Below are 21,446 nucleotides of genomic sequence, written 5' to 3' on the forward strand. Positions count from 1 at the left end.
GGGAACGGTATTTGAAGTGGCTGAGGGTTAGCTCAATCCAACGGTAACATTCGTCCTTGGAGTCCCAGCCGGGCTCCAGACAGTCTGCTTGTGAAAGGAGGCTTCTTACATCCTCCAGGGTTTTGATGAAATGGGTGTTCATGATGATTTTCATATCCTCATCATGAACGACAGTGCTGAAGTCGGCTCATTTCATGTTAGAAACCAGCCCCTTCTTCAGGCTCATTTCATATTGGAAGAGACTATTGATGCCTGATGCTAACGATTTATCGTATACTCCCTCCTTTCCCCTACTCACTTTTCCAGCAACACAGTACTCGAATGAGCCAACGTAAAATACTTGTCACCAGCGCCCTGCCCTATGCCAACGGCCCTCTGCATATGGGACATCTGGTGGAATACATTCAAACCGATATCTGGGTTCGTTTTCAGAAGCTGTTCGGCAACCAATGCACTTACGTCTGCGCCGACGATGCTCATGGCACGGCCATCAGTCTGCACGCTGAGAAACAAGGCATCACCCCGGAAGAGTCGGTCGCCCTGATCAACAAAGAGCGTATCCGTGACTTTGGCGACTTCCTGGTGGAATTCGACAATTATCACTCCACCCACTCTGAAGAGAACCGCAAGCTCTCTGAAGCCATTTACCTGAAACTCAAGGAAAATGGCCATATCGCCAGCCGCAACATCACCCAGGCCTTTGACCCTGAAAAGCAGATGTTTCTGGCCGACCGCTACATCAAGGGCGAATGCCCAAAATGTGGAGCCGACGATCAGTACGGTGATAACTGTGAACAGTGTGGCGCCACCTACTCTCCAACCGACCTGAAGAACCCGAAATCAGCCATTTCCGGTGCGGTTCCAGTGGAAAAAGAGAGTGAGCACTTCTTCTTTAAACTGTCCGATTTCGATGGTTTCCTGAAAGAATGGACCCGCTCCGGCTCCATTTCTGACGAGATTGCCAACAAACTGGCCGAATGGCTGGACGCTGGCCTGCAGGACTGGGATATCTCCCGTGACGCACCTTATTTCGGCTTTGAGATTCCAGGTGAGCCGGGCAAGTTCTTCTACGTCTGGCTGGATGCTCCTATTGGCTATATGGCTTCCTTCGAAAACCTTTGCCAGAGAAGAGACGATCTGAACTTTGACGATTACTGGAAGAAAGACAGTGATTGTGAAGTTCACCACTTCATCGGCAAGGACATTGTTAATTTCCACTGCCTGTTCTGGCCAGCCATGCTGGAAGGCACCGGGTACCGCACACCGACTTCCGTCAATGTTCACGGCTATCTGACGGTGAATGGCGAAAAGATGTCCAAGTCCCGTGGTACCTTTATCACAGCCCGCACCTACCTGGAACATCTGGACCCTGAGTACCTGCGTTACTACTATGCAGCCAAACTTTCCAGCCGCATTGATGACCTGGATCTGAACACAGAAGATCTGGTTCAGCGCGTCAACTCAGACCTGGTAGGTAAGGTCGTGAACATTGCCAGCCGTAACGCTGGCTTTATCAAGAAACGTTTTGGTGGAAAGCTCTCTGCCAACAACATGATTCCTGAGCTTACTGCTGACTTCCAGGAAACCGGTAGCCGCATTGCTGAACTTTACGAAGGTCGTGAATTCGGTAAAGCCATGCGTGAAATCATGGCTCTGGCGGATAAAGCCAACGCCTGGATTGACGAAGTGAAGCCGTGGGTCGTTGCCAAAGAAGAAGGCAAGGATCAGGAACTGCATGACATCTGCTCTGCAGGCATCAACCTGTTCCGCCTGCTGATGATCTACCTGAAGCCAGTTCTGCCTTCCATGGCCACCAAAGCCGAAGCTTTCCTGAACGTTGAGCCTCTCGCCTGGGCTGACAGTCAGACCCTGCTTCTGGATCACGAAGTGAACAAGTTCAAGCCACTGATGACCCGTGTTGAGTCAGATAAAGTGGATGCTATGATCGAAGCCAGCAAGGAGGTGCTTGCCAAAATGTCTGAGCAAAAACCTGCTGAAACCCCTGCCAGCAACGAATGGCTGGAAAAAGAGCCGGTAGCGGAACAAATTAACTTTGACGACTTCGCCAAGGTTGATCTGCGTATCGCCAGAATTGCCAATGCCGAACATGTGGAAGGTGCAGGCAAGCTGCTGCGCCTGACTCTGGATATTGGTGAAGCTGAGCCTCGCAACGTATTTGCCGGCATCAAGTCTGCTTACTCACCGGAAGCTCTGGTGGGTAAATTCACCGTTATGGTCGCTAACCTGGCACCTCGCAAAATGAAGTTTGGTGTCAGTGAAGGCATGGTTCTGGCCGCAGGACCTGGCGGCAAAGAGCTGTGGATTCTGGAACCGCACGAAGGCGCCCAGCCGGGTATGCGTGTGATGTAATCCCGCTTTTGCTTCCCACTTCTGACCCAGTCGGAGGTGGGAAGCATTCTCTCCTGACAACCTCAGATTAATGCCTTCAGGCTGCTCAGAATAATATAAAGGCCCAGCAGCAATAGCGCGATATACAACACCAGTCTGAAACGCTCTTCACTGAGATGTCTTCTTATTTTCTGCCCAAGAAGCATACCCACCAGCGCTGGAATCAAAGCCACTAAGGACAGAGTACCCTGCTCAGTACTGAGAAGACTGTTTTGTTGAAGTGCCAGAGCCAAAGCCAGCGTTGAAAGGGAAAACAAAATACCCATGGCCTGAACCAGGGCATCCCGACTGAGTTGAACGGATTGAAGGTACATAACTCCCGGTACGACGAACGAACCGGTCATGCCCGTCAGCAGTCCATTGATAATGCCGAGAAAAACGCCCCAACGACTTTCGGCGACCGGCTCAAGAACCAGACGCTTTCCCGTCAGGCTTAATCCTGAATAAATGATCAGCAGAACTCCAAGCACCATAGAAAGCCAAGCAGGATCAACACGAGACAATGCCAACGACCCGGGCAATACCGCCAAACCTGCACAAAGGAAAAAAGGCCATAGCCGCTTTATGATTGCTTTGAAATAGCCACCAGAGAATGCCTGAAGAAGGTTGGTCACTAGAGATGGTACTAATAGCAGTGCCATTGCGGAAGGTAGCCCAACAGTTACCGTCAGGAGTGCCAGACTGACGGTAGGCAAACCCAACCCGGTAATGCCTTTGACACTTCCTGTAATCAGAAATGCAGTGATTATGATAAGCAGTGTGGAATATTCTGGCATGGCGAATTCGGGATACATCTATGAAAGCCTACGAGGATAGAGTGCTTTCTGAAGCAACGCAAAAACACAACATTTGTCGCTTTATTCCCAATAGAGGAAATCCCCATATACAAATATTATGTCTGATTCTTTTACTACTGCTTATAACTTTTCAAAAGACCACTGCCCTGCCTCTTCCACAAAGACCCATCACACTAATACTGGACTATGAGAAAGAGACCGTCAGATGCCTGCAAAGAAATTTTGACCAAAAAACAGTCCAAGACTGTACAGGGCGACTGCAAGGTTTCAACGGGCATTTTTTTGTCCGTTTTCATGAAGCAAGACTCTCTCGAAGGAATAAAACCCGTTTAGAAAAAGACGCCAAATGCCAGTCCATTCAGGTCTCCAGAACATCGCAATTTTTGACCTACCCTCAACTCTGTTTCAGTGGAAAGATTCACATTGAAGAGGTCAACCCTGAATTACTGGAGCAACTCAGTGCGCTAGGTCAGCAGCTTTCGACCGGACAAAAGCTGAAAGAAGAATTCTATCTGCTGCCACTGTCAGAACTGAACTATTTCTTCGATAACTGTCTGGACGATGTCATAGAAGACCTGGGGGCCATTCTTATCCCGGGTATGATCACTTATGGTGGCTACGCATTAGGGTTAAGCAACTGGCTGCTACTACCACTCTTTGCAACCAGCTATATCTTTCTGGGTGGAGCTGGAAGGCAAGTCAGTGATCTGGTGGAAAACGAAAATGAGCACACAGAGTCAGATCACTACCTTGGGATCTTTGCCAGTAATCTGGTTGAGGACAGTCTGAAGGCCGGTTACCTGTTTATCGAATTCATTGATCTTTTTGCCCTGCAACTGGTACGCATTCTCTACTTAAGTCGATCCTCCAAGCCCACTTCGGGCCAAAGTACTTCATCAAAAGGAATAACCTATACACTGGTCGGCCTCACTACAGCTATCTGTCTTTTAAAGGACATGAGAAATGCTATAACCAGCTACACCTGGATCAACGAATGGGCAGACCTGTTAGGTGATGAGGCCAAAGCCACTGTAAACTACTACCTTCTCCCTCAATCCCCTCCTGCAAATGCTGATTGAGCTTATGGCCTTTTGTGCTGCAGAGGCATAGAATGCCAGCCCCCTCATGAAGACATCAACATCAAGGAGTATCACTTGCTTTTTTCTGACCTGGAACTGCACGAAAGACTGCAAAAAGCCCTGACTGAACGAAAATTCAGCGAGGCCACCCCTGTCCAGGCGGCAGTGATCCCGAAAGCTCTGGAAGGTAAAGATTTGCTGGTCAGCTCTGAAACCGGCAGCGGAAAAACGGCCGCATTTCTGTTACCCGCAATGGACCATTTCCAGAACAATCCAGCCCCCCGCTCCAGCACCCGTATGCTGATTCTGGTCCCGACTCGTGAGCTGGCCAGGCAGGTTCTGGAAGAAGCTGAAGCTCTGGCTCGTTTTACTCACATTAATGCCGGACTGATTACAGGGGGTGATCAGTTCCGTCATCAGGTCAATACCCTGAGAAAAAACCCGGAAATCCTGATCGCTACACCCGGACGCCTGCTTGAACATATGGACAACAGCAATACGGATTTCAGTGATCTGGAATACCTGATTCTGGATGAAGCCGATCGCATGCTGGACTTCGGATTCAGCCCTGACATGTTGAAGATCGCCTCTGAATGTCGTGAAGAGCGCCAAACCATGCTGTTCTCAGCCACCCTGAAGCAGAAGGGTATGGGTGAGCTGATTAACATGGTGCTCAATGAGCCAGAGTCTGTCACCATGAGTACGGCCAGAGACAAGCATGAAAATATCCACCAGCAGATCATGCTGTCCGACGATCAGAAGCATAAAGAAAAACAGACACGCTGGCTGCTGGAAAACGAAAGCTTTGATAAAGCCATTGTCTTCACCAACACCCGCAACTTCGCTGATCAGCTCTGCGGTTTTCTGCGCTACAGCGATTTGAAAGCAGGTGTCCTGCACGGTGAAATGGACCATCAGGAACGGAAAAAAATGATGGCCATGCTGAACTCCGGTCAGATCAATATTCTGGTCGCCACAGACGTGGCCGCCAGGGGGCTGGATATCAAAGGCATCGATCTGGTCATCAACTTTGACATGGCCAGGAATGGTGATGACTACGTTCACCGTATTGGCCGAACCGGACGCGCTGGCGAGAAAGGTCTGGCAATCGCCCTGATAGGTCCTAGCGAATGGAACCTGATGTCAGGCATTGAACGTTATCTGAGAATCCAGTTTGAGAAGCGTTCCATCAAGGAGCTCAGAGGCAGCTGGAAAGGCCCTAAAAAGCTCAAAAACTCTGGCAAAGCCGCTGGCAGCAAGAAAAAGCCCACCGCAAAGGAAAAGGCAGCTGCCGCAAAAACCCGCCAGAGAACCAAAAAGAACATTGGCAAACGTCGCAAGCCCTCCGGTGACAAAGCCACCACTGAATCCGTTGATGCCGGCTTTGAGCCACTGAAGCGGAAGAAGAGTTGAGCTTTTAAAAAGCCTTAAGTACTACGGTTTTCTTAGACTTTGGTGTAAGAAAACCGCCCCAACCTGAACAACACCTGAACAAGCCACTTCCCTCCCGAAACTCCCCCCTCCATTCCTTGTCCACAAGCCCGTAATTCATAAAACAACGAGACAAGGATATGAAAAACCTACTGATCTGCACTTTATTAATAACGCTTGCCAGTCTGGCCTCATTTGCCAGCGCTGAAAACTACTGCAACCTGCCTGCAGGCCAGTATTCAGGCATGTCGAAAATCACTTTTGACCGCTCTTCCGGCAAGGTTGAACAGTTCCATATGGAGCTGAAAATTGGCCCTGATAACAACACCTACGGCACCATCAAACTGTTTGAGCTGGATATGGATAAATCAGGCGCACTGCACCATAACCTTATCAAGCATGAATACTTCACTCTGAGTGGTTGCAGCTCTGACTCAACCTTCAAGCTGAAAGGTCCGGAACTGGACGGTCTGGTGAGGGTTATGAACGTCAACAAAAGCCTGGGCGAAATCACATTGACCGGTGCCATCAATACCTATGAGGAAGGCCTCTACGGTATGGCCCAGTGGCTCTACGATACCGCCTGGTGGATGGTAGGCTCAGAAGGCTATTATGAGATGGAATTCCGTAAACTGCCCATTCGGTTGCGCAAACAGTTCTAACCAGGCTCTCCCGTCTGTATAGGAGCCTGACCGAGAATAGACAGTCCGGCCTAAAATCCAGAAAGAACGGTCTATTTTTCCGATGAATTTGCTTAAATAGGTCAACTATTCGCACAAATCCATCGAAGCTGTCTAGAACGCTCAAGGCTGTAGCCTCGTTCTACTGAATTTTATGCTCGGACGCTATTCTCGGTCAGCCTCCAAGAGGCGGTAAACCCCAATGCAGAACTTCACTGACTGCTGTACAATCCCCAGCCCATTTCATGTCTTCGAGGTCTACAGATCAAAATGACTGACTTTTCATCCCTTGGTTTGTGTGAACCTCTTCTTCAGGCAGTCACTGAACAGGGTTACCAAAAAGCCTCCCCCATTCAGGCCAAAGCCATCCCCATGGTTCTGACGGGCCGTGATGTTATGGCATCCGCCCAGACCGGTACTGGTAAAACCGCCAGTTTTACCCTGCCAATGCTGCAACGCCTGTCAGAAATGCGTGCGTTGAAGAATCATCCCGTTCGCGCCCTGATTCTGGTGCCAACCCGTGAGCTGGCTATTCAGGTAGGTGAAAGTGTTGTTCGCTACGGCAAGAACCTCTCTCTTCGTTCAGCTGTTGCCTATGGCGGTGTTGATATAGAGCCTCAAATTGAAGCCCTGACAGCGGGTGTTGATGTTCTCACGGCAACGCCCGGTCGCCTTCTGGATCTGATTCGCAAGAAACATCTAACGCTTGAGCACCTGAAAGTACTGGTGCTGGATGAAGCGGACAGAATGCTGGATCTCGGCTTCAAGACCGAACTGGATCAAATCCTGGAAGCACTGCCTGCCAAGCGTCAAAATCTGTTGTTCTCCGCCACCTTCTCCAAAGAGATCAAGACTCTGGCCCATGAGTTCCAGCGTCATCCGGTGAAGATTGAGATCGAGAACCCTAACTCTGCGGCTAATACCGTAAAACAGTCTGTTTACCCGGTAGACCAGCAGGACAAACCCGAGATTCTCAGTTACATCATTGAAGGTGGGAAATGGGAACAGGTTCTGGTGTTTGTCCGCACCAAGAAAGCGGCCGACAAAATAGCAGGCCTTCTATTCGATGACGGTATCAGCGCAACGGCTCTGCACAGCGATAAAAGCCAGCATCTGCGCAGCAAAACCCTGATTGAATTCCAGGCTGGGGCTTACCGGGTTCTGGTAGCAACCGATGTAGCATCCAGAGGTCTGGATATGGATCAGTTGCCACTGGTTATTAACTATGACCTGCCAAAAGTGCCACAGGACTACGTACACAGAATTGGTCGTACAGGTCGTGCGGGCAGCCCCGGCCGTGCTATCTCCCTGATGAACCCGGAAGAGAAAAAGCTGCTGGAAGCGATTCGCAAGCTGATTAAAAAGCCTCTGAAAGTCGAGCCGGTTCCTTACTTCGAAGACGGTGTAAACGTATCACTGAGTGACGAGGCGCCTGCCAAAAAAACTCGCAAACCTCGTTCTTCTGCCAATCAGCCAGGCAAAAAACCCTCTGACAATAAAAGAAGGCCTGCATTTAAAGCCCGCACGGGGAATGCAAAGAAAAAACCTTCTCAATCTGGCAGATCAGGCAAAGGTCGCAGATAATCAGGTAGTCTGGCTCGAACAAGCCTCTTGATAGCCTCTGACGGTCCTGCCGTTAGAGGCTCCTCGCAACATACAGGTTACCGCTATGGAAGATGTTATTGATGAACTCCGGGAAAGTGCCGTCGAGGTACCCACGCCACTGGAGCTTCCTGACGAAGATGAAATTATCGAAGCTGAAGAACAGCTGCTGATTCCGATCCCTTCGGATTTCAGGGAGTTTCTACTCCAGGTCAGTGATATTGTTTATGGTTCCATGGAGCCCGTCACCATCACTGACTCCCAGTCCCATACCTATCTCCCGGAAGTAGCAGCCATAGCCTGGGACCAGGGTGTCCCCAGAGACCTTCTGCCCCTTTGTGAGCATAACGGTGACTTCTACTGTGTATCGGCTGAAGGTGAAGTGGGCCTGTGGACCGAAGGGGATATCTCCGAGCTGACCTGGCCATCTGTCTGGCACTGGGCCAAGGATGTATGGCTGCAGAGCTGAACTAACTCCTCTCTGCTGAGAGGAATATAAGATCATATTCACAAAATAGACTACTCTCATTTGTGCTGAATGACCCGCTGTAAGTTCCGTTAACTTCTGGGCAGGTGGAGTAGTCATTGAAAACTTTTCTTTCAAGAACAGTATGCCTTGTGGCTACTGTCGTCTGTTTTTCTAACACTTCTGCTGCAGGTTTGACCCAGTTACCTCTGGGTGTACTGGAGGAGAAGTCCGGTGCCTCAATCTATTGGGAAGGGGCCACCACCGCCGAGGTGGAAAATTACAATCAAACCGTATTCAAAAAGTATTTTTCCTCGTTTACCATTTCTCTCCCTTTTCTTACGATCATAGGGGCAACCAGCAGTCATACCCCACCATCAGCAAAATACATCTTCAAGGTAGGGACTCCCTTAATGTTTGCCCTGGACTTTTTTTCCCTGGGTAACGAAACCTGGGAGCTGTATCAAGAAGCCAAAGCGAACCATGACGCCCTGTGGCAAATACCCTTCCCGAATCAAAAAAAATGCAATGTTCTCATACTGCTCTCCAAGGGCCCGGATCGACTTCACTATAAGATATTCCCTCTGCCTGTTGAGACTCAGAACACCGATGAAGACGAGGATGAAAACTGGTCTGAAACAGCCGATGAATACTCAGATTTACGAGACCTGCTGTTGAAGAATAAGATCTATATTCTCTTGGGCATGCCAGAAGCGTCCCAACAAGGCAGAGGAATTAGAAAACAACTACAGATGGATGTTTATTCCGAAGAGAACATTCTGCTTACCACCGTTATCTTTCAATCAGCATCGAACAATGAATGGGTTGACCTGACGCTGACAGGCAACACAGTCACACCCACAGGCCGTTATGAGACACCCTTGGCCCCATTCTGGGTACGCCATATAAACAATTGGATAAAAACCAATATCAAGGAGGGCAGAACACCGTCCAATAAGCTCTCTATGGCCAAAGGAGCTGTACCTCCCAACGGAAAAGGTTTTGGTCAGCTGACTATGAAACAAAATGGATGTCGGGAACTCAATCAGGGCAGTAAGAAATTCCTACTGCCTCAAACCAGTCACCTTCTGGATAACTCTATCTGCCTGGGCCTTTTAGATGCAGGAACACACGCTGCCCCCACCGCTTTACATTTGGCAACCTACAACTGGTTTGAGACTCATAAATGGCTGCTTCTGGAAAGGTCTTCCAGCATTATAAAACTACAGATATTAAATATACTCGCCAGTTCTGCCGTTCATATCACCGGTAAGGGATTAGAACGAGCAGTCAGCTGGTATCGTAGCCGTAAAAGTCCAGTTGTTACTGCCCCGAAGACAGCTCATGTGCAAGACCTTGCCCAAAAACCTGCTGTTCAGCATGTTGTCGGCACCGCCGCACAGACTGATTTGGTGGAAGTTGTCATATCAGGGCCCCCAGTGCAGCCTTTTACCAACACCGAAACCTTCATCTCAGCCGGTGTCAGTCTTTACAGGGCCAGTGGCAATGTAGGTGTTCGAATGAGGACACAAAGAGAACTCCAGATTTCCAAAGATGGAGCTAAAACGCTCACTCAGCGTGACCTTCGCCCGGCAAAAGATCAAAAGCAGTACAGTGCCGATGAATATCTAGCCGTTGTAGGCCCTCCTAAAGGGAAAGCAAAAGTCTATGAGAAAATGAAGGGGTGGTATCATAGTACTATCCCAGATACTGAGGCTCGCCGTCGCCTGGAATCCGTTTTAGGAGGGCTCAGGACACGCGGTACGCATCTGGTCTACAAAAGTCCCACGGATAATCAATACTATCTCCTGGTAGCCAGTTCAACCAAAGCCATATATAAGGTATTGATTGAGAAAACAGGAGCAGGTCAGTATTTTTTCAAATCTGGATATGGTGGCAAGAAATCTTCGGCCGGAGCCCCTGCTTCCTTCCAATCCATTAGCAAGTTGTTGGCGCGTTTTAGTGGCTTTACCGGGAAAAGTCTCTGGGTAGAAGAAAAAGTGAGCATAAAATTGAGGGACTACGCCACCATGTAGTTACTCTACAAAGAATGGCCACCAACAAATCTCCCTATGGCCGTCAAAACAAACTATTTGCTATGCTTACCCGCTGGTCTGATTCAAGACCAGAAAATCGGTCTTCTTTGTTGAGAAAAGGAGATGTTTGAGAAACTGCACCGGATTTACGCTCCGGCCCGCAACAGGACCCTTTATGTCAATCGTCGTTTGTGCGCTCTATAAATTCGTCCGTCTGGATGACTTTGAATCCATCAAGCCCAACCTTCTGAAAGTGATGGAAGATCATCAGGTTCACGGCACCCTGCTTTTAGCAAAGGAAGGTATTAACGGTACCGTAGCCGGAACCCGCAAGGCCATCGACCAGTTACTGACCTGGCTGAAAAGCGACCCCCGTCTGGCTGAACTGGAGTACAAGACATCCTTTACCGACTCCATGCCCTTCAAGCGCACCAAAGTTAAGCTCAAGAAAGAAATTGTCACAATGGGAGTCGAGGGCATTGACCCCAACCATGTGGTGGGCACCTATGTGGATGCCAAAGGATGGAATGACCTGATCAATGACCCGGAAGTACTGGTTGTTGATACCCGTAACGACTACGAAGTTCAGGTCGGTACATTCAAAAATGCCGTCAACCCGAACACAGAAACCTTCAGAGAGTTTCCGGAATACGTCAAGGACCACCTTGATCCCGAGAAACACAAAAAAGTGGCTATGTTCTGCACGGGTGGTATCCGTTGCGAAAAGTCTACGGCTTACCTGAAGGAACAGGGCTTTAATGAAGTCTTTCACCTGAAAGGCGGCATCCTGAAGTACCTGGAAGAAGTCCCTCAGGAAGAGTCCACCTGGGAAGGCGAGTGCTTTGTTTTTGATGACCGGGTGACCGTGAATCACCAGCTTGAGAAAGGCCAATACGATCAATGCAACGCATGTCGTTTGCCTATCACCGAAGAGGATATGCTCAGCAAGCATTTCGAACAGGGTGTGAGCTGTCCACATTGTTTCGACAAGCACACTCCTGATCAGAAGAAGCGTTTCCGTGAGCGTGAAAACCAGATTCAGCTGGCCAGTAAGCGGGGGGAAGCTCATCTGGGTGGCGCAGTCGGTGATACTGTATTAAACCGCCGGAAAGCCAAGCAGGAAGTCCGTGAACAACAACGCGCTTTAGCCGCAGGAAAATAATTCATTTTCCAAGCACTCCTTCAAAGAAGGAGTGCGACTCACCCGATACATAATACTTATGCGAAATACTGAATCACAATTTCAACACTGAGTTGGCCATTCTTATATTGATGCACCAGTAGCATACTGAACGCCAGTGTCATCAAAGGAAAAAGCCGCTTTTTTTCCTCGCTTAAAAAATACCAGCCACCTCCCATCAGCATCATGGCCATAATGGCCCACCGGCCAGCCTCATGCTCCTGAGGTAACGTATGGAAGAGCACTACGAAACAGCCCACAATGTTCAACAAAATCCAGAGCGGCGAAAACATTCCAATGCTGCCCAGCAAAGGGAACTTGATCAAAGCGCCTCCAGTCCAGGATTTAGGCTGAATATCGGATGATAAGTGCAGCGCTATTCCCAAAGCCAAACCGCCAGCAAGAAAAGGCTGATCAAAGAATAAGGGCAAAACGGCAAAAAGACATGAATGGGTAATGCCTGAGCGATGACTCAAACCAGGTAGTGCCAGATCAATATCTGGTAGTCGGATACCCGCAATAAGCCCTGCCAAAAACAGCAATGCTGCTTCAAACTGAACCACCGCCTGAAACTGCTCTGGAAAATAATGGCGTCCTGCAAGAACAGAAGCCGCCAGCAAACAACCAGCTAACGGAGAAGTGATATGTCGCATACAACCGGAATCAGAAGACAAGAAGGGTGAAAGTATTTTAGCTCCTGAGAGCTTAAAGGCTTCACATAAAGGAGCGTAACTATACTCGCTGGGTTATATTGCGCAAAGAAAAAACCGCTAAAAGAAACGATCAGAAGCTTATTGATATGCCTTTAGATGAAAGCCATGAAATCATCATCAGAACAAACCAGGACTCATCAAACTCAGACTCCTTTTTCAGTTTTTCTGAACCGAACCATTTACCTCCCCCTTTGAACAACCCACCGATATCTTTAGGCCAAATACTGAACGGTTCACCATCAGGCGTATCCAGTTTTTTATTACCCTCTTCATCCGGTTTATCCCTGAGATCAACGGGTGTAACCCTTGGCCGAATCTTCTGCTTCAACTGCAGGTACGTTAATGGAGTGAGAGTGACCCGGTAAAGGTTTCTTGTTAAACCCCCACTCGATGAAAAAGTAATAATCACTCCTCCAGAATCTCCCTGTAAACTGACTCTGTAATCCCCTTCAACAAGTTCAGGGTTCATATCTGATGAAAGAGGCGTCACTAGCTGCGTAAAAGACTGTTCTGTACCTGCCAGCATCTGATTCAACGCAGTATAAACAGCAGGCACTGATACTATTGAAGGGTTGAAAGAAGGAAGAGACTGATTGGGTTCATCCTCTAGCCAGTCAGTAAATTCTGATTGCTGAAAGCTAAGAGGACTATCATCAGGATCCACAAGGCTGAACGAAATACCGGACACAGAGTCACTCATCTCCTCTGGAAACTCCCAGATCATCTCATGAGCATTCTCTGTTTCATGAATTGAAATTTCGTGATCGGCAATCAAGCTTGTAAATTGAACCAGTGACTGAGGAATGTCTCCTGGAGCTGAAGCACTGGCACCAGAGTTTGCCCTTGAAAGCACCAGTTGGCCGTTCACCACTTTAAACACAAGTTGATCTACAACCTTGGCTTCCGCAGAAAAAGCGCCATGAATAAAAAGGCCAAAATATAAGAGAAGACTTACTTTTAAGAATTTATTGATCAACTCAGCACCCTGCAATTCACTTATTATTTGAAAGTTTGCATATTCACTGGTGCCCTAAAAATAGATCTCCTCATATCATTGTCAAAGTGTTAACGACTCCAGGGCATGGTCAAAAGTGGGGACATGATAAAAAGAGCCCAACTAGCCTGAGCTCTCAAATACCGGTCAATCCGCTGGCTTTCGAAGCCCTTGAATCAATACCCGGGCAATAGGTCTGGCCTCTTCCATCAATAACGGATCACATCCACTGTTTAACCAGTTACCCGCCACACCTTCAATGAAACCATAGTACGTTAATGATGCAGCCTTAATGGAAAGGTCTGTTCTCAGGAAGCCCTTATCCCTAGCCTGCGTCATTAAATTACTGAGCGACTCCATCTCTTCCCTGCAGAGTTGCTGGCAACGCTCTGCCAACAAAGGATCACTCTGGGACTGCATGGTTATTTTCAGGACTTGCTGAAAATCCTCATTAGAGGCTGCCAGCAGGAAAAAGCTTTCAGCAATCTGCTCCAGAACCAGAAGCGGGTCACCACTGACATCACCACGGAGCTTTTCATAAACCAGCTCCATGGGTTGCATGATTTTATCCCAGAGCGCCTCCAGCATTTCAGCCTTATCCTTGAAATGCCAGTAAATCGCTCCCCGGGTAACACCTGCTTCCTTGGCCACGGCAGCCAGAGTGGTTGTCTGGATGCCTTGATCACTGAACAGTCTTAGTGCTGTTTTCATCAGAAGCTGTCGAGTTTCTTCAGCTTCTTCTTTGGTTCTTCGAGCCATAACTCAGCTCACCTTTATCTCACTTGCCGGGTTAACGGATTTGGTCAGCAGCAGATAGAGTGCTGGCACAATAAACATGGCTACTACGGTGGAGGCCATCAGACCAAAGATAATGGCCAGACAGAGCGAATACCATTGTGGATCACTCAGCGCCAGAGGAATCAAGCCAAGAATCGTTGTCAGACTGGTACTGATAACCGGTCTCAATCGGTCCGCTGCACCTCTGGCTGCGGCTACCTTGACACTCATGCCACTGGCAAGATGGTTGTTCATGGTTTCAACCAGAACAATGCCGTTGTTCACCGCAATACCCGCCAGTGAAATACAGCCCACCAGAGCCGAGAATGTAACAGGTACATTAAAGTACAAATAGCCAATGAAGGTGCCCATGATAGCCAGCGGCACAATGAACAGAATGATCACAGGCTGCATCATGGAGTTAAACATCAGCGTCAGCAGGATAAAGATCATCACCACCGCAATGATGAAAGCGATCCCCATACTGCCAAAGCTTTCAGAAGACTGCGCATTTTCACCACCGATGGTAAAGGTGTATCCCTCGGGCCATCCGGACTGCATTTTTTCCAGCTCCGGCAGAATGCCAGCGACAATATCTGCAGCAGTACGACCTTCCGCTCGGGACTGAACCGTTACCGCTCTCAAGCTGGCGCTGTGCACAAACACTCTGGGCGTTTCAATGATTTCAAAGTCAGCTATATCCGACAATGCAATCGAGCGTCCATCGTCTGCTATAACGCGAAGCAGCCTGATTTCAGAGATATGCTGAGGCCCACCCATCTCATTACCACGGCTCGGCCACTGCATACTGATTCGAATATCCGGATCATCCTGAATGCCTTCCATCTTGAAGCTGCCAAACTCGTCTTCTTCCATGGCGATCCGAATCTGTTGAGCCACGGTAGACTCGCTGATGCCATAGAAATTGAGTTTTTCTGCCTTCAGATGGAAACGAATCTCCCTCAGGGAAGCCCCCAGATTATCCCTGACACCGACAGCACCGGGCTGCTCGCTGAGTGCCTGGCGAACCTCGGCAGAAATAGCCATCAACTCATCATAATCAGGGCCAGTGAGCTCAATCTGAATAGGATCTTCACCACTGGGTCTACCCCCTACATGAGTCAGGTGAACCCGAAGGCCCGCCTCATCAGAGATTGCCTGATCAATGCCTGAGCGCATTTCATCAAGGTACTCAAAAGAAAGTCGGTCCCGATCATTTTTGGACACCAGAATGACCGTAAAGCCTAACTGGTTCCATGCTTCATTAGGCAACAAAGCCTCTTTAAGTGTTCCGGTTGCAACGGGTGTCTTGGCGCCGATATAAGCAATATTTTTCTCGATCCAGGGCTGCTCACGCAGGTAGGTGCCTACTTTCTTAGCAACAGCCTGAGCCTGATCCAGAGTAGCCTGAGGTGGCAGCTCAATGGAGACACCGATCTTCCGGTCATCGGACTCCTGGTACATCATCACTGGCAGCTTGCCTGCAATGACCATACTCAACATGAACATACCGAAAGCACCCACTACATAACCTGCTGCGTGCTTCTTGCTCTTCAGTGGAGAGTTCAACAACCAGTCAGTCAGCTGTCCACGATAGCGCTGGCTGATCTTGTCCATCAGCAACTCTTTGCCACCATCAGCCGCTTTTTCAAGCATATAACGGGACAGTGGAATACAGATGATGAATGCGATCAGCAAGCTCACCAACAGAGCCACAGTAATGGTAATAGGCAGGATGCGGATGAATTTACCGTCAATACCACCCACCATCATCATCGGCACCATGGCCAAAATAGTCGTCAGCTGTCCAGCAAACGCTGGCAACGCAAAAGTTTTAACCGTATTGATTGCGGCTTTGTTAAACGACTCTTTTCGAACAAAAAGACCTTCGTGCATGCCTTCCATGACCAGAATGAAGACATCCACCAGCATACCCAGTGCCAGCACCATGCCTATCATAATCATGGAGTTGAAGCTGTATCCCATACCCGCCATGATGGCCAGAGTAGCCAGCATCGTTACAGGCAGAGCAAGACCGGCAATCAGGGCTTCACGCCATGACAGCAGTATCATCAAAATGATAAAGACCAGCAATGTAGCCTGAAGCATTGAACTGTATATATCATCAAAAGACTGCTCAATCAGTTCACGATCATCAGTCACACTGATCAATTCCAGTGCACGGGGCCAGGTATTGGAAGCAATCAGCTCGGCTACCAAGCGCTCAGTTTCTGCAATAACAGCAATGGTATCTGCCCCTGGACGCTTAACTACATCCAGCGTGACACCACGGGTGTACTCACTGCCTTTAAGACTGAAGAAAGTACGACTCTTTTCTTTATCAAGACGCAGACTGACTTCTGCAATTTCACCCAGTCGAACCGGACGGTTATCATCCAGCCTTACGATGGGTAACTGCCTTACTTTTTCAGGACTGTCGAAACGACCTTCAAGATAAAGATTAAAGGTACTCTCCTCACCTTCAAACTGCCCCCAGGCCATGTCCTGGTTAGCAGCCTGCAGACAATCCCTGACGGTCAGAGGAGAAATACCCAAAGCTCTCAGTTTGTTAGGCTTCAGACGGATATGCAGACTTTTCTCTCGCAAGCCGCCCAGGTTTACCTTTTTAACGGAAGGAATTGATTCAAGTCTGGCTTCCACCTGTTTGGCCATATCCGTCAGGATCAGGTCATCCACATCCCCATGAAGTACCCAGCTGATTACCGGAGATTCGGAAACACTCATTTCCTCAATTTCAGGTTTTTCAATATCGGTACTTGGGAACTGGCTTTCAGCCGTATCAATTTTTGCCCTCAGACGCTGCATGGCGTCCGACATGGGCATGTCGGCATCAAACTCTACGGCAATGACTGAATAGGAATTATAGGAACCACTGCTGTAGGTCTTAAGACCCTTTAGGTTTCGAATCTCATCTTCAAGCGGTTTGGTAACTTCTTTTTCCACCTGTTCGGGCGAAGCTCCAGGCCAGGAAGTGGTCACCAGCGCCTGGGGAATTTCCAGGTCCGGATAGTTTTCCCTCACCATCGTGTTATATGACATGACCCCGACCAGCATAAACAGTCCGAGTAACAATCGGCCAAGCAAGGTCTCCAGAAACAGCTTATTCTTCAACCAGTTCATTGCTTGGCTCCCAGCACTTCCACTTTACTGCCAGGAGTCAGCAGGTGCTGGCCGCGAATTACGACTTTCTCGCCTTCGTAAACCCCTTCCAGTACTTCGGCACTATCCAGCCCCTGAAGACCCAGGTCTACCCAACGCATTTCCACGGTATTTTCAGGCGTCACCACATAAACAAAAGGCACACCATTACGGAAGGAAAGTGTCTGCCAGGGCAGGGTCAGAACATTCTGTTTTTCTGCAGTGGCAATCCAGGCCTGTACAAACATACCATCACGAATAGCACTGGCGTCGCCTTCCGTTCTTACCTTAACCTGCAAAGAACGAGACTGAAGACTGATGGAAGGGCTTACTGACCAGACCGTACCTTTGACAAACTCGCCACGGGTAAAGCCATTCTTTTCTGCCTGATACAGCGCCTGATCATCATGCGCCAGGTAGACAGTCTGGCCTTCTTCAATACCCGTAAATGACAGCTCTGGCACTTCCAGTCTGACTTCATAAAGACTGTCGTCTACAACAACAATGGCACTAGAAACTTCCCTTTCCTTACTGGAGGTCGCACCTGCTGGAGGATAGTAGTAGTTGTCCTCAAGAATGTTCATTGAGGTGATCACCCCGTCAAACGGAGCAAACAGACTGGTTTTTTCCAGACTCACTGTGGATCGGTTCAGGTCAGCCGCAATACTTTTACTCTCGGCAATGGCTGCCTGCAGGGAGCTTTCTGCGGAAGCCAGACCGGCTTCAGCGTTCTTCAGATCTGTGTTGGCACGCTCAAACTCTTCTCTGGAAACCACACCTTTCTGATAGATCTTTGAGGTACGGTCATAATCGGAGCGAGCCTGGGAGAGATCATTCTCAGCTCTTGTTCTACCCGCTTCGGCTTCTTTCTTACGCTCTCTTGCTGATTGCAGGCGAGCTTCCAGAGAACGAACATCAGCAACACTTTCACGGTTATCTATCTGAGCCAGCAACTGACCTTTACGGACATCCTCAGAGGGTCCAAACACTCTCACGCCTTCACGAACCTGGCTGTTATCAGCCATTTCTCCGATATAGACGACTTTGCCTGACTGCTCAAAATTGAGAAAGGATTTACGAAGGGCTTCCGCCGTACCTTCAGCAAAGGCCCAGCTGGATACGGAGGCAGGTTTCATCACCTGAACTTCGACTCGGGCAGGAGGAGGCTCCATCACTCCAACATCTGGAGTGGTAAGCTGTGCGAAGCGGTAAACGCCAAAAGCTATTACCAGCGCGCCTATCCCTGTCAGCAGATATTTCTTGTTCATGACTTGCTTGATTCCAGAAGGCTAACTCTTAATTCTTATGGTGCCAGATTTTACATACATTTCTGTATGTTTGTAAGAAATTATTTGAATTTTTATTGATAACTTCCCTATGCAAGGGAAGTGCCAGAATCATGGCAGGACTAAGCGACAGAATCATGAAACATGACTGTGATAGGATTATTTTGAGCTACTTCTTGGCAAATTCCTGGAGTTCGTGGTTACGCAGAAACTTTTAAAGTGGTGGAACATGGATGAGCAACTACTAATCCAAAGGCAGATAAGTGGTATTTTTCAGCTTCTCCATAGCAAAGGAAGAGGTCACATCACTCAAGCCCGTTACACTGTTCACCAGCCTCTTATAAAACACATCAAACGCGGCCATATCCTTGACCAGCACTTTCATCATGTAATCGTATTCACCAGCCATTCGATAGAACTCAACCACTTCAGCAAAGTCACGAACTTCTGATACAAAAGCCTCAAACCAGTCATTGCTGTGATTCTGGGTTTTGATGTTTACAAAGGCCGTGAGGTGCAAGCCCAGCTTATCGCCATCCAGCAGAGCCACACGCTGAGTGATATAACCTTCCTCTTCCAGCTTCTTCAGGCGCTTCCAGCAGGGCGAAACCGTCAGCCCGACCTTATCAGCGATATCAGCCACTGGAATGGATGCATCTCGCTGCAGGCAGTCGAGAATCAATTTATCCTTTTTATCTAACATATTGTGGAATATTTTTTCATGAAAACCCTTAAATCATGACAAATTTGAAAACATTTTTCCAGCCATACCCCGTATACTTTTTCATCATAGGCAGTCATCAGAAAATGGCTTTTCTAGGAGCCTGTCGGACTTAAGCTTTCGAGCATGAATTTCAGTAGAGCGAGTCAGATTTTTCGATGAATTTGTGCGAATAGTTGACCTATTTAAGCAAACTCATCGGAAAATCTGGCCGCTCTTTCTGGAATTCAGGCCGAAATTGTCTTAAGTCCGACAGACTCCCTGGCAGTTAAAGGTTTTATGAGGATGTAGGAATGAACACAAAGACCCAGGTCAGCCTTTTATTCATCGTGGTTTGCTTCATATGGGGTACGACCTGGCTGGCTATGGAACTGGCTGTTGCTACTATTCCACCGATTACAGCAACCGGTATTCGCTTTGCTGTAGCGGCTCCGCTGATTATCCTGCTGGCCAGAATGAAGGGTGTAACCATCTGGTTTCCCAAGGGCAAGGGGCTGGAATTTATTCTGATCAGCCTGTTCTATTTCGCGATTCCCTTCACACTGATGATTTTTGGTGAGCAATTTATCTCGTCGGGACTGGCCTCCATTATCTTTGCCAACATGCCCGTGGCAGTCCTGATTTTCTCAGTCCTGCTGCAAAGACAAAAAGTGGCTATCCATCAGCTGCTAGGTCTGGTGATAGCTTTAGGAAGCCTGATTACGATTATTGGCAACGAAATGTCCGTAAACAGTAACGGCAGCTTGATTGGCGTGGCCGCTCTGATCGTAGCGGTTCTGATGCACGCTCTGATTTACACCAATGTTCAGACTCGCTGCCAGGGTATCCATGTGCTGACCTACAATGCAATGCCTTGTCTGGTAGCTTCTGTATTCCTGATGATTACCGGCTATTTCATGGAATCGCCGGATCTGGGCAGTTTCAGTGCACTTTCACTGGGCGCAGTGATCTATTTAGGTTCAGTGGCAGGTATTGGCGGAATTATGGCTTACTTTCAGCTGAACAAATTAGCCAGCCCGTTTCAGGCATCCATTTGTTTTCTGGTCTTTCCAGTGATTGCTCTCTGTCTGGACAGTCTGTTGAATGGCCGTATGCTCAGCCATGAATCCCTGTTCCTGACCCTGTTTCTGATGCTGGGCGTACTGTTCACCAAACTGCCTGAAGGGACATTCAGAAACAAACTCTCTTTCAAACGCAGCTAATACTGTTCAGAAGACATAAAAAAACCGGGCAATCCCGGTTTTTTATGTCTGCTCAGTGCTCGTGACCACCGGGTCCGTGTACATGACCATGATCCAGCTCTTCTTCAGTAGCATCGCGCACCTCAACCACTTCCACTGCGAAGTTCAGGTCTTCGCCCGCCAGCTGATGATTCGCATCAATCACGACCTCATCCCCATCAATGGCAGTAATAGTAACAATGCGTGGACCTACTGCGGTGTCAGCGTGAAACTGCATGCCCACTTCCACATCATGCTCACCAAACTGGGCACGTGGAATAGGCTGCACCAAGCTTTCATCATACTCTCCATAGGCTTCAGCAGCTTCAACAGAGACTTCCAGCTTGTCACCAGCCGCTTTGCCTTCCAGAGCACTTTCCAGACCGGCAATGATATTGCCTGCACCATGCAGGTATGCCAGTGGATCGTGACCTTCAGAACTGTCCAACACCTCGCCCCCGGCATTCTTCAGGGTGTAGTGGATCAGTGCGACTTTTTTGTCAGTAATTTTCATGGATTGAAAATCTCTGCAATGAATGAGTTAACAGAATACCTGTCCGGTTGGAAAACCGACAGTTCTTTTTCCTTACGGGGCTTTAGTTAAGTACATCCCCTGCTACATGTCAGCTTGGCTCCTCCCTTAGACTGCCAATCTAGGAGCCTGTCGGACTTAACCAGCAAAACAGGTAAAATCCTGATTCCAGTACCAGTAACACTCAAAGCACTATGAATAAGTGGAAGTTCAAACCGGTCGACCGAAACACTCCCGACCTTTTCCCTGCCAGCATCCAGGATTATCTTCCAGAAGGTCATATGGCTCGCTTTGTGGTGGATGTTGTTGACCAGCTCGACCTGTCTCCACTGATCAATTCTTATCGAGGCACAGGATCAAAAGG

General features: G+C 48.6%; 17 protein-coding genes. 9 read left to right on the forward strand and 8 right to left on the reverse strand.

The window, feature by feature from the left end; translation table 11 throughout:
* The first annotated feature begins 321 nt into the window (after window positions 1-321).
* Window positions 322-2,370, forward strand: a complete 2,049-nt coding sequence (metG, locus tag WG89_RS10035) for a methionine--tRNA ligase (RefSeq protein ID WP_062265063.1) — start codon at window positions 322-324, stop codon at window positions 2,368-2,370.
* 62 nt (window positions 2,371-2,432) lie between these two features.
* On the opposite strand, the gene WG89_RS10040 is transcribed toward metG, so the two are convergent.
* Window positions 2,433-3,203 carry a sulfite exporter TauE/SafE family protein gene (locus WG89_RS10040; RefSeq protein WP_245662894.1) on the reverse strand — a complete coding sequence of 257 codons (771 nt, stop codon included), beginning with the start codon at window positions 3,201-3,203 and terminating at the stop codon, window positions 2,433-2,435.
* A 386-nt stretch (window positions 3,204-3,589) separates the two neighbouring features.
* On the opposite strand from WG89_RS10040, the gene WG89_RS31130 reads away from it, so the two are divergent.
* The 7 genes from WG89_RS31130 to trhO all read left to right on the forward strand — a co-directional run bounded on the left by WG89_RS31130 (window position 3,590) and on the right by trhO (window position 11,662).
* On the forward strand, window positions 3,590-4,285 hold the full coding sequence (locus WG89_RS31130) for a hypothetical protein (protein ID WP_172806769.1): 696 nt from the start codon (window positions 3,590-3,592) through the stop codon (window positions 4,283-4,285).
* A gap of 75 nt (window positions 4,286-4,360) precedes the next feature.
* Complete coding sequence (locus WG89_RS10050; protein ID WP_062265069.1) at window positions 4,361-5,698, forward strand: DEAD/DEAH box helicase; 1,338 nt, start codon at window positions 4,361-4,363, stop codon at window positions 5,696-5,698.
* 158 nt (window positions 5,699-5,856) lie between these two features.
* Window positions 5,857-6,378: a hypothetical protein gene (locus WG89_RS10055; protein WP_062265072.1), complete on the forward strand. Its 522-nt coding sequence runs from the start codon at window positions 5,857-5,859 to the stop codon at window positions 6,376-6,378.
* Between the two features lie 288 nt (window positions 6,379-6,666).
* Window positions 6,667-7,980, forward strand: coding sequence for a DEAD/DEAH box helicase (locus WG89_RS10060; protein ID WP_062265075.1), 1,314 nt, complete (start codon window positions 6,667-6,669; stop codon window positions 7,978-7,980).
* A gap of 85 nt (window positions 7,981-8,065) precedes the next feature.
* Window positions 8,066-8,467 (forward strand): SMI1/KNR4 family protein, encoded by a 402-nt coding sequence (locus WG89_RS10065; protein WP_062265078.1) that lies wholly within the window; start codon window positions 8,066-8,068, stop codon window positions 8,465-8,467.
* A gap of 149 nt (window positions 8,468-8,616) precedes the next feature.
* Complete coding sequence (locus WG89_RS10070; protein WP_216638465.1) at window positions 8,617-10,500, forward strand: SH2 domain-containing protein; 1,884 nt, start codon at window positions 8,617-8,619, stop codon at window positions 10,498-10,500.
* Between the two features lie 175 nt (window positions 10,501-10,675).
* A complete protein-coding gene (gene trhO / locus WG89_RS10075) occupies window positions 10,676-11,662 on the forward strand; it encodes an oxygen-dependent tRNA uridine(34) hydroxylase TrhO (RefSeq protein ID WP_062265084.1) in 987 nt (328 codons plus the stop codon).
* Between the two features lie 56 nt (window positions 11,663-11,718).
* Here trhO and WG89_RS10080 read toward each other — a convergent pair whose 3' ends face one another.
* From WG89_RS10080 to WG89_RS10105, 6 genes are all read right to left on the reverse strand, one after another.
* Window positions 11,719-12,333 (reverse strand): hypothetical protein, encoded by a 615-nt coding sequence (locus WG89_RS10080; RefSeq protein ID WP_062265087.1) that lies wholly within the window; start codon window positions 12,331-12,333, stop codon window positions 11,719-11,721.
* A 130-nt stretch (window positions 12,334-12,463) separates the two neighbouring features.
* Window positions 12,464-13,369 carry a hypothetical protein gene (locus WG89_RS10085; RefSeq protein WP_062265090.1) on the reverse strand — a complete coding sequence of 302 codons (906 nt, stop codon included), beginning with the start codon at window positions 13,367-13,369 and terminating at the stop codon, window positions 12,464-12,466.
* A 165-nt stretch (window positions 13,370-13,534) separates the two neighbouring features.
* Window positions 13,535-14,146 (reverse strand): TetR family transcriptional regulator, encoded by a 612-nt coding sequence (locus WG89_RS10090; protein ID WP_062265093.1) that lies wholly within the window; start codon window positions 14,144-14,146, stop codon window positions 13,535-13,537.
* A 3-nt stretch (window positions 14,147-14,149) separates the two neighbouring features.
* Complete coding sequence (locus WG89_RS10095) at window positions 14,150-17,305, reverse strand: efflux RND transporter permease subunit (protein WP_062265096.1); 3,156 nt, start codon at window positions 17,303-17,305, stop codon at window positions 14,150-14,152.
* Window positions 17,302-18,591: an efflux RND transporter periplasmic adaptor subunit gene (locus tag WG89_RS10100; protein WP_062265114.1), complete on the reverse strand. Its 1,290-nt coding sequence runs from the start codon at window positions 18,589-18,591 to the stop codon at window positions 17,302-17,304. Before WG89_RS10100 ends, WG89_RS10095 begins: the two co-directional genes overlap by 4 nt.
* Before the next feature lie 262 nt (window positions 18,592-18,853).
* A complete protein-coding gene (locus WG89_RS10105) occupies window positions 18,854-19,312 on the reverse strand; it encodes an Lrp/AsnC family transcriptional regulator (protein WP_062265117.1) in 459 nt (152 codons plus the stop codon).
* Between the two features lie 311 nt (window positions 19,313-19,623).
* Here WG89_RS10105 and WG89_RS10110 point away from each other — a divergent pair, with 311 nt between their 5' ends.
* Window positions 19,624-20,532 (forward strand): DMT family transporter, encoded by a 909-nt coding sequence (locus tag WG89_RS10110; RefSeq protein WP_062265120.1) that lies wholly within the window; start codon window positions 19,624-19,626, stop codon window positions 20,530-20,532.
* Between the two features lie 52 nt (window positions 20,533-20,584).
* Here the strand turns inward: WG89_RS10110 and WG89_RS10115 are convergent, their stop codons facing one another.
* Window positions 20,585-21,064, reverse strand: coding sequence for an FKBP-type peptidyl-prolyl cis-trans isomerase (locus WG89_RS10115; protein WP_062265123.1), 480 nt, complete (start codon window positions 21,062-21,064; stop codon window positions 20,585-20,587).
* Window positions 21,065-21,446: the final 382 nt, after the last annotated feature.

Source organism: Endozoicomonas arenosclerae (assembly GCF_001562015.1).
Lineage (GTDB): Bacteria > Pseudomonadota > Gammaproteobacteria > Pseudomonadales > Endozoicomonadaceae > Endozoicomonas_A > Endozoicomonas_A arenosclerae.

Bases quoted from the DNA above. Each gene is read 5' to 3' on its own strand.
- WG89_RS10055 (WP_062265072.1), top strand. From the start codon at position 5,857: ATGAAAAACCTACTGATCTGCACTTTATTAATAACGCTTGCCAGTCTG.
- metG (WP_062265063.1), top strand. From the start codon at position 322: ATGAGCCAACGTAAAATACTTGTCACCAGCGCCCTGCCCTATGCCAAC.
- WG89_RS10115 (WP_062265123.1), bottom strand. From the start codon at position 21,064: ATGAAAATTACTGACAAAAAAGTCGCACTGATCCACTACACCCTGAAG.
- WG89_RS10080 (WP_062265087.1), bottom strand. From the start codon at position 12,333: ATGCGACATATCACTTCTCCGTTAGCTGGTTGTTTGCTGGCGGCTTCT.
- WG89_RS10065 (WP_062265078.1), top strand. From the start codon at position 8,066: ATGGAAGATGTTATTGATGAACTCCGGGAAAGTGCCGTCGAGGTACCC.
- WG89_RS10060 (WP_062265075.1), top strand. From the start codon at position 6,667: ATGACTGACTTTTCATCCCTTGGTTTGTGTGAACCTCTTCTTCAGGCA.
- trhO (WP_062265084.1), top strand. From the start codon at position 10,676: ATGTCAATCGTCGTTTGTGCGCTCTATAAATTCGTCCGTCTGGATGAC.
- WG89_RS10110 (WP_062265120.1), top strand. From the start codon at position 19,624: ATGAACACAAAGACCCAGGTCAGCCTTTTATTCATCGTGGTTTGCTTC.
- WG89_RS10095 (WP_062265096.1), bottom strand. From the start codon at position 17,305: ATGAACTGGTTGAAGAATAAGCTGTTTCTGGAGACCTTGCTTGGCCGA.
- WG89_RS10040 (WP_245662894.1), bottom strand. From the start codon at position 3,203: ATGTATCCCGAATTCGCCATGCCAGAATATTCCACACTGCTTATCATA.
- WG89_RS10105 (WP_062265117.1), bottom strand. From the start codon at position 19,312: ATGTTAGATAAAAAGGATAAATTGATTCTCGACTGCCTGCAGCGAGAT.
- WG89_RS10090 (WP_062265093.1), bottom strand. From the start codon at position 14,146: ATGGCTCGAAGAACCAAAGAAGAAGCTGAAGAAACTCGACAGCTTCTG.
- WG89_RS10100 (WP_062265114.1), bottom strand. From the start codon at position 18,591: ATGAACAAGAAATATCTGCTGACAGGGATAGGCGCGCTGGTAATAGCT.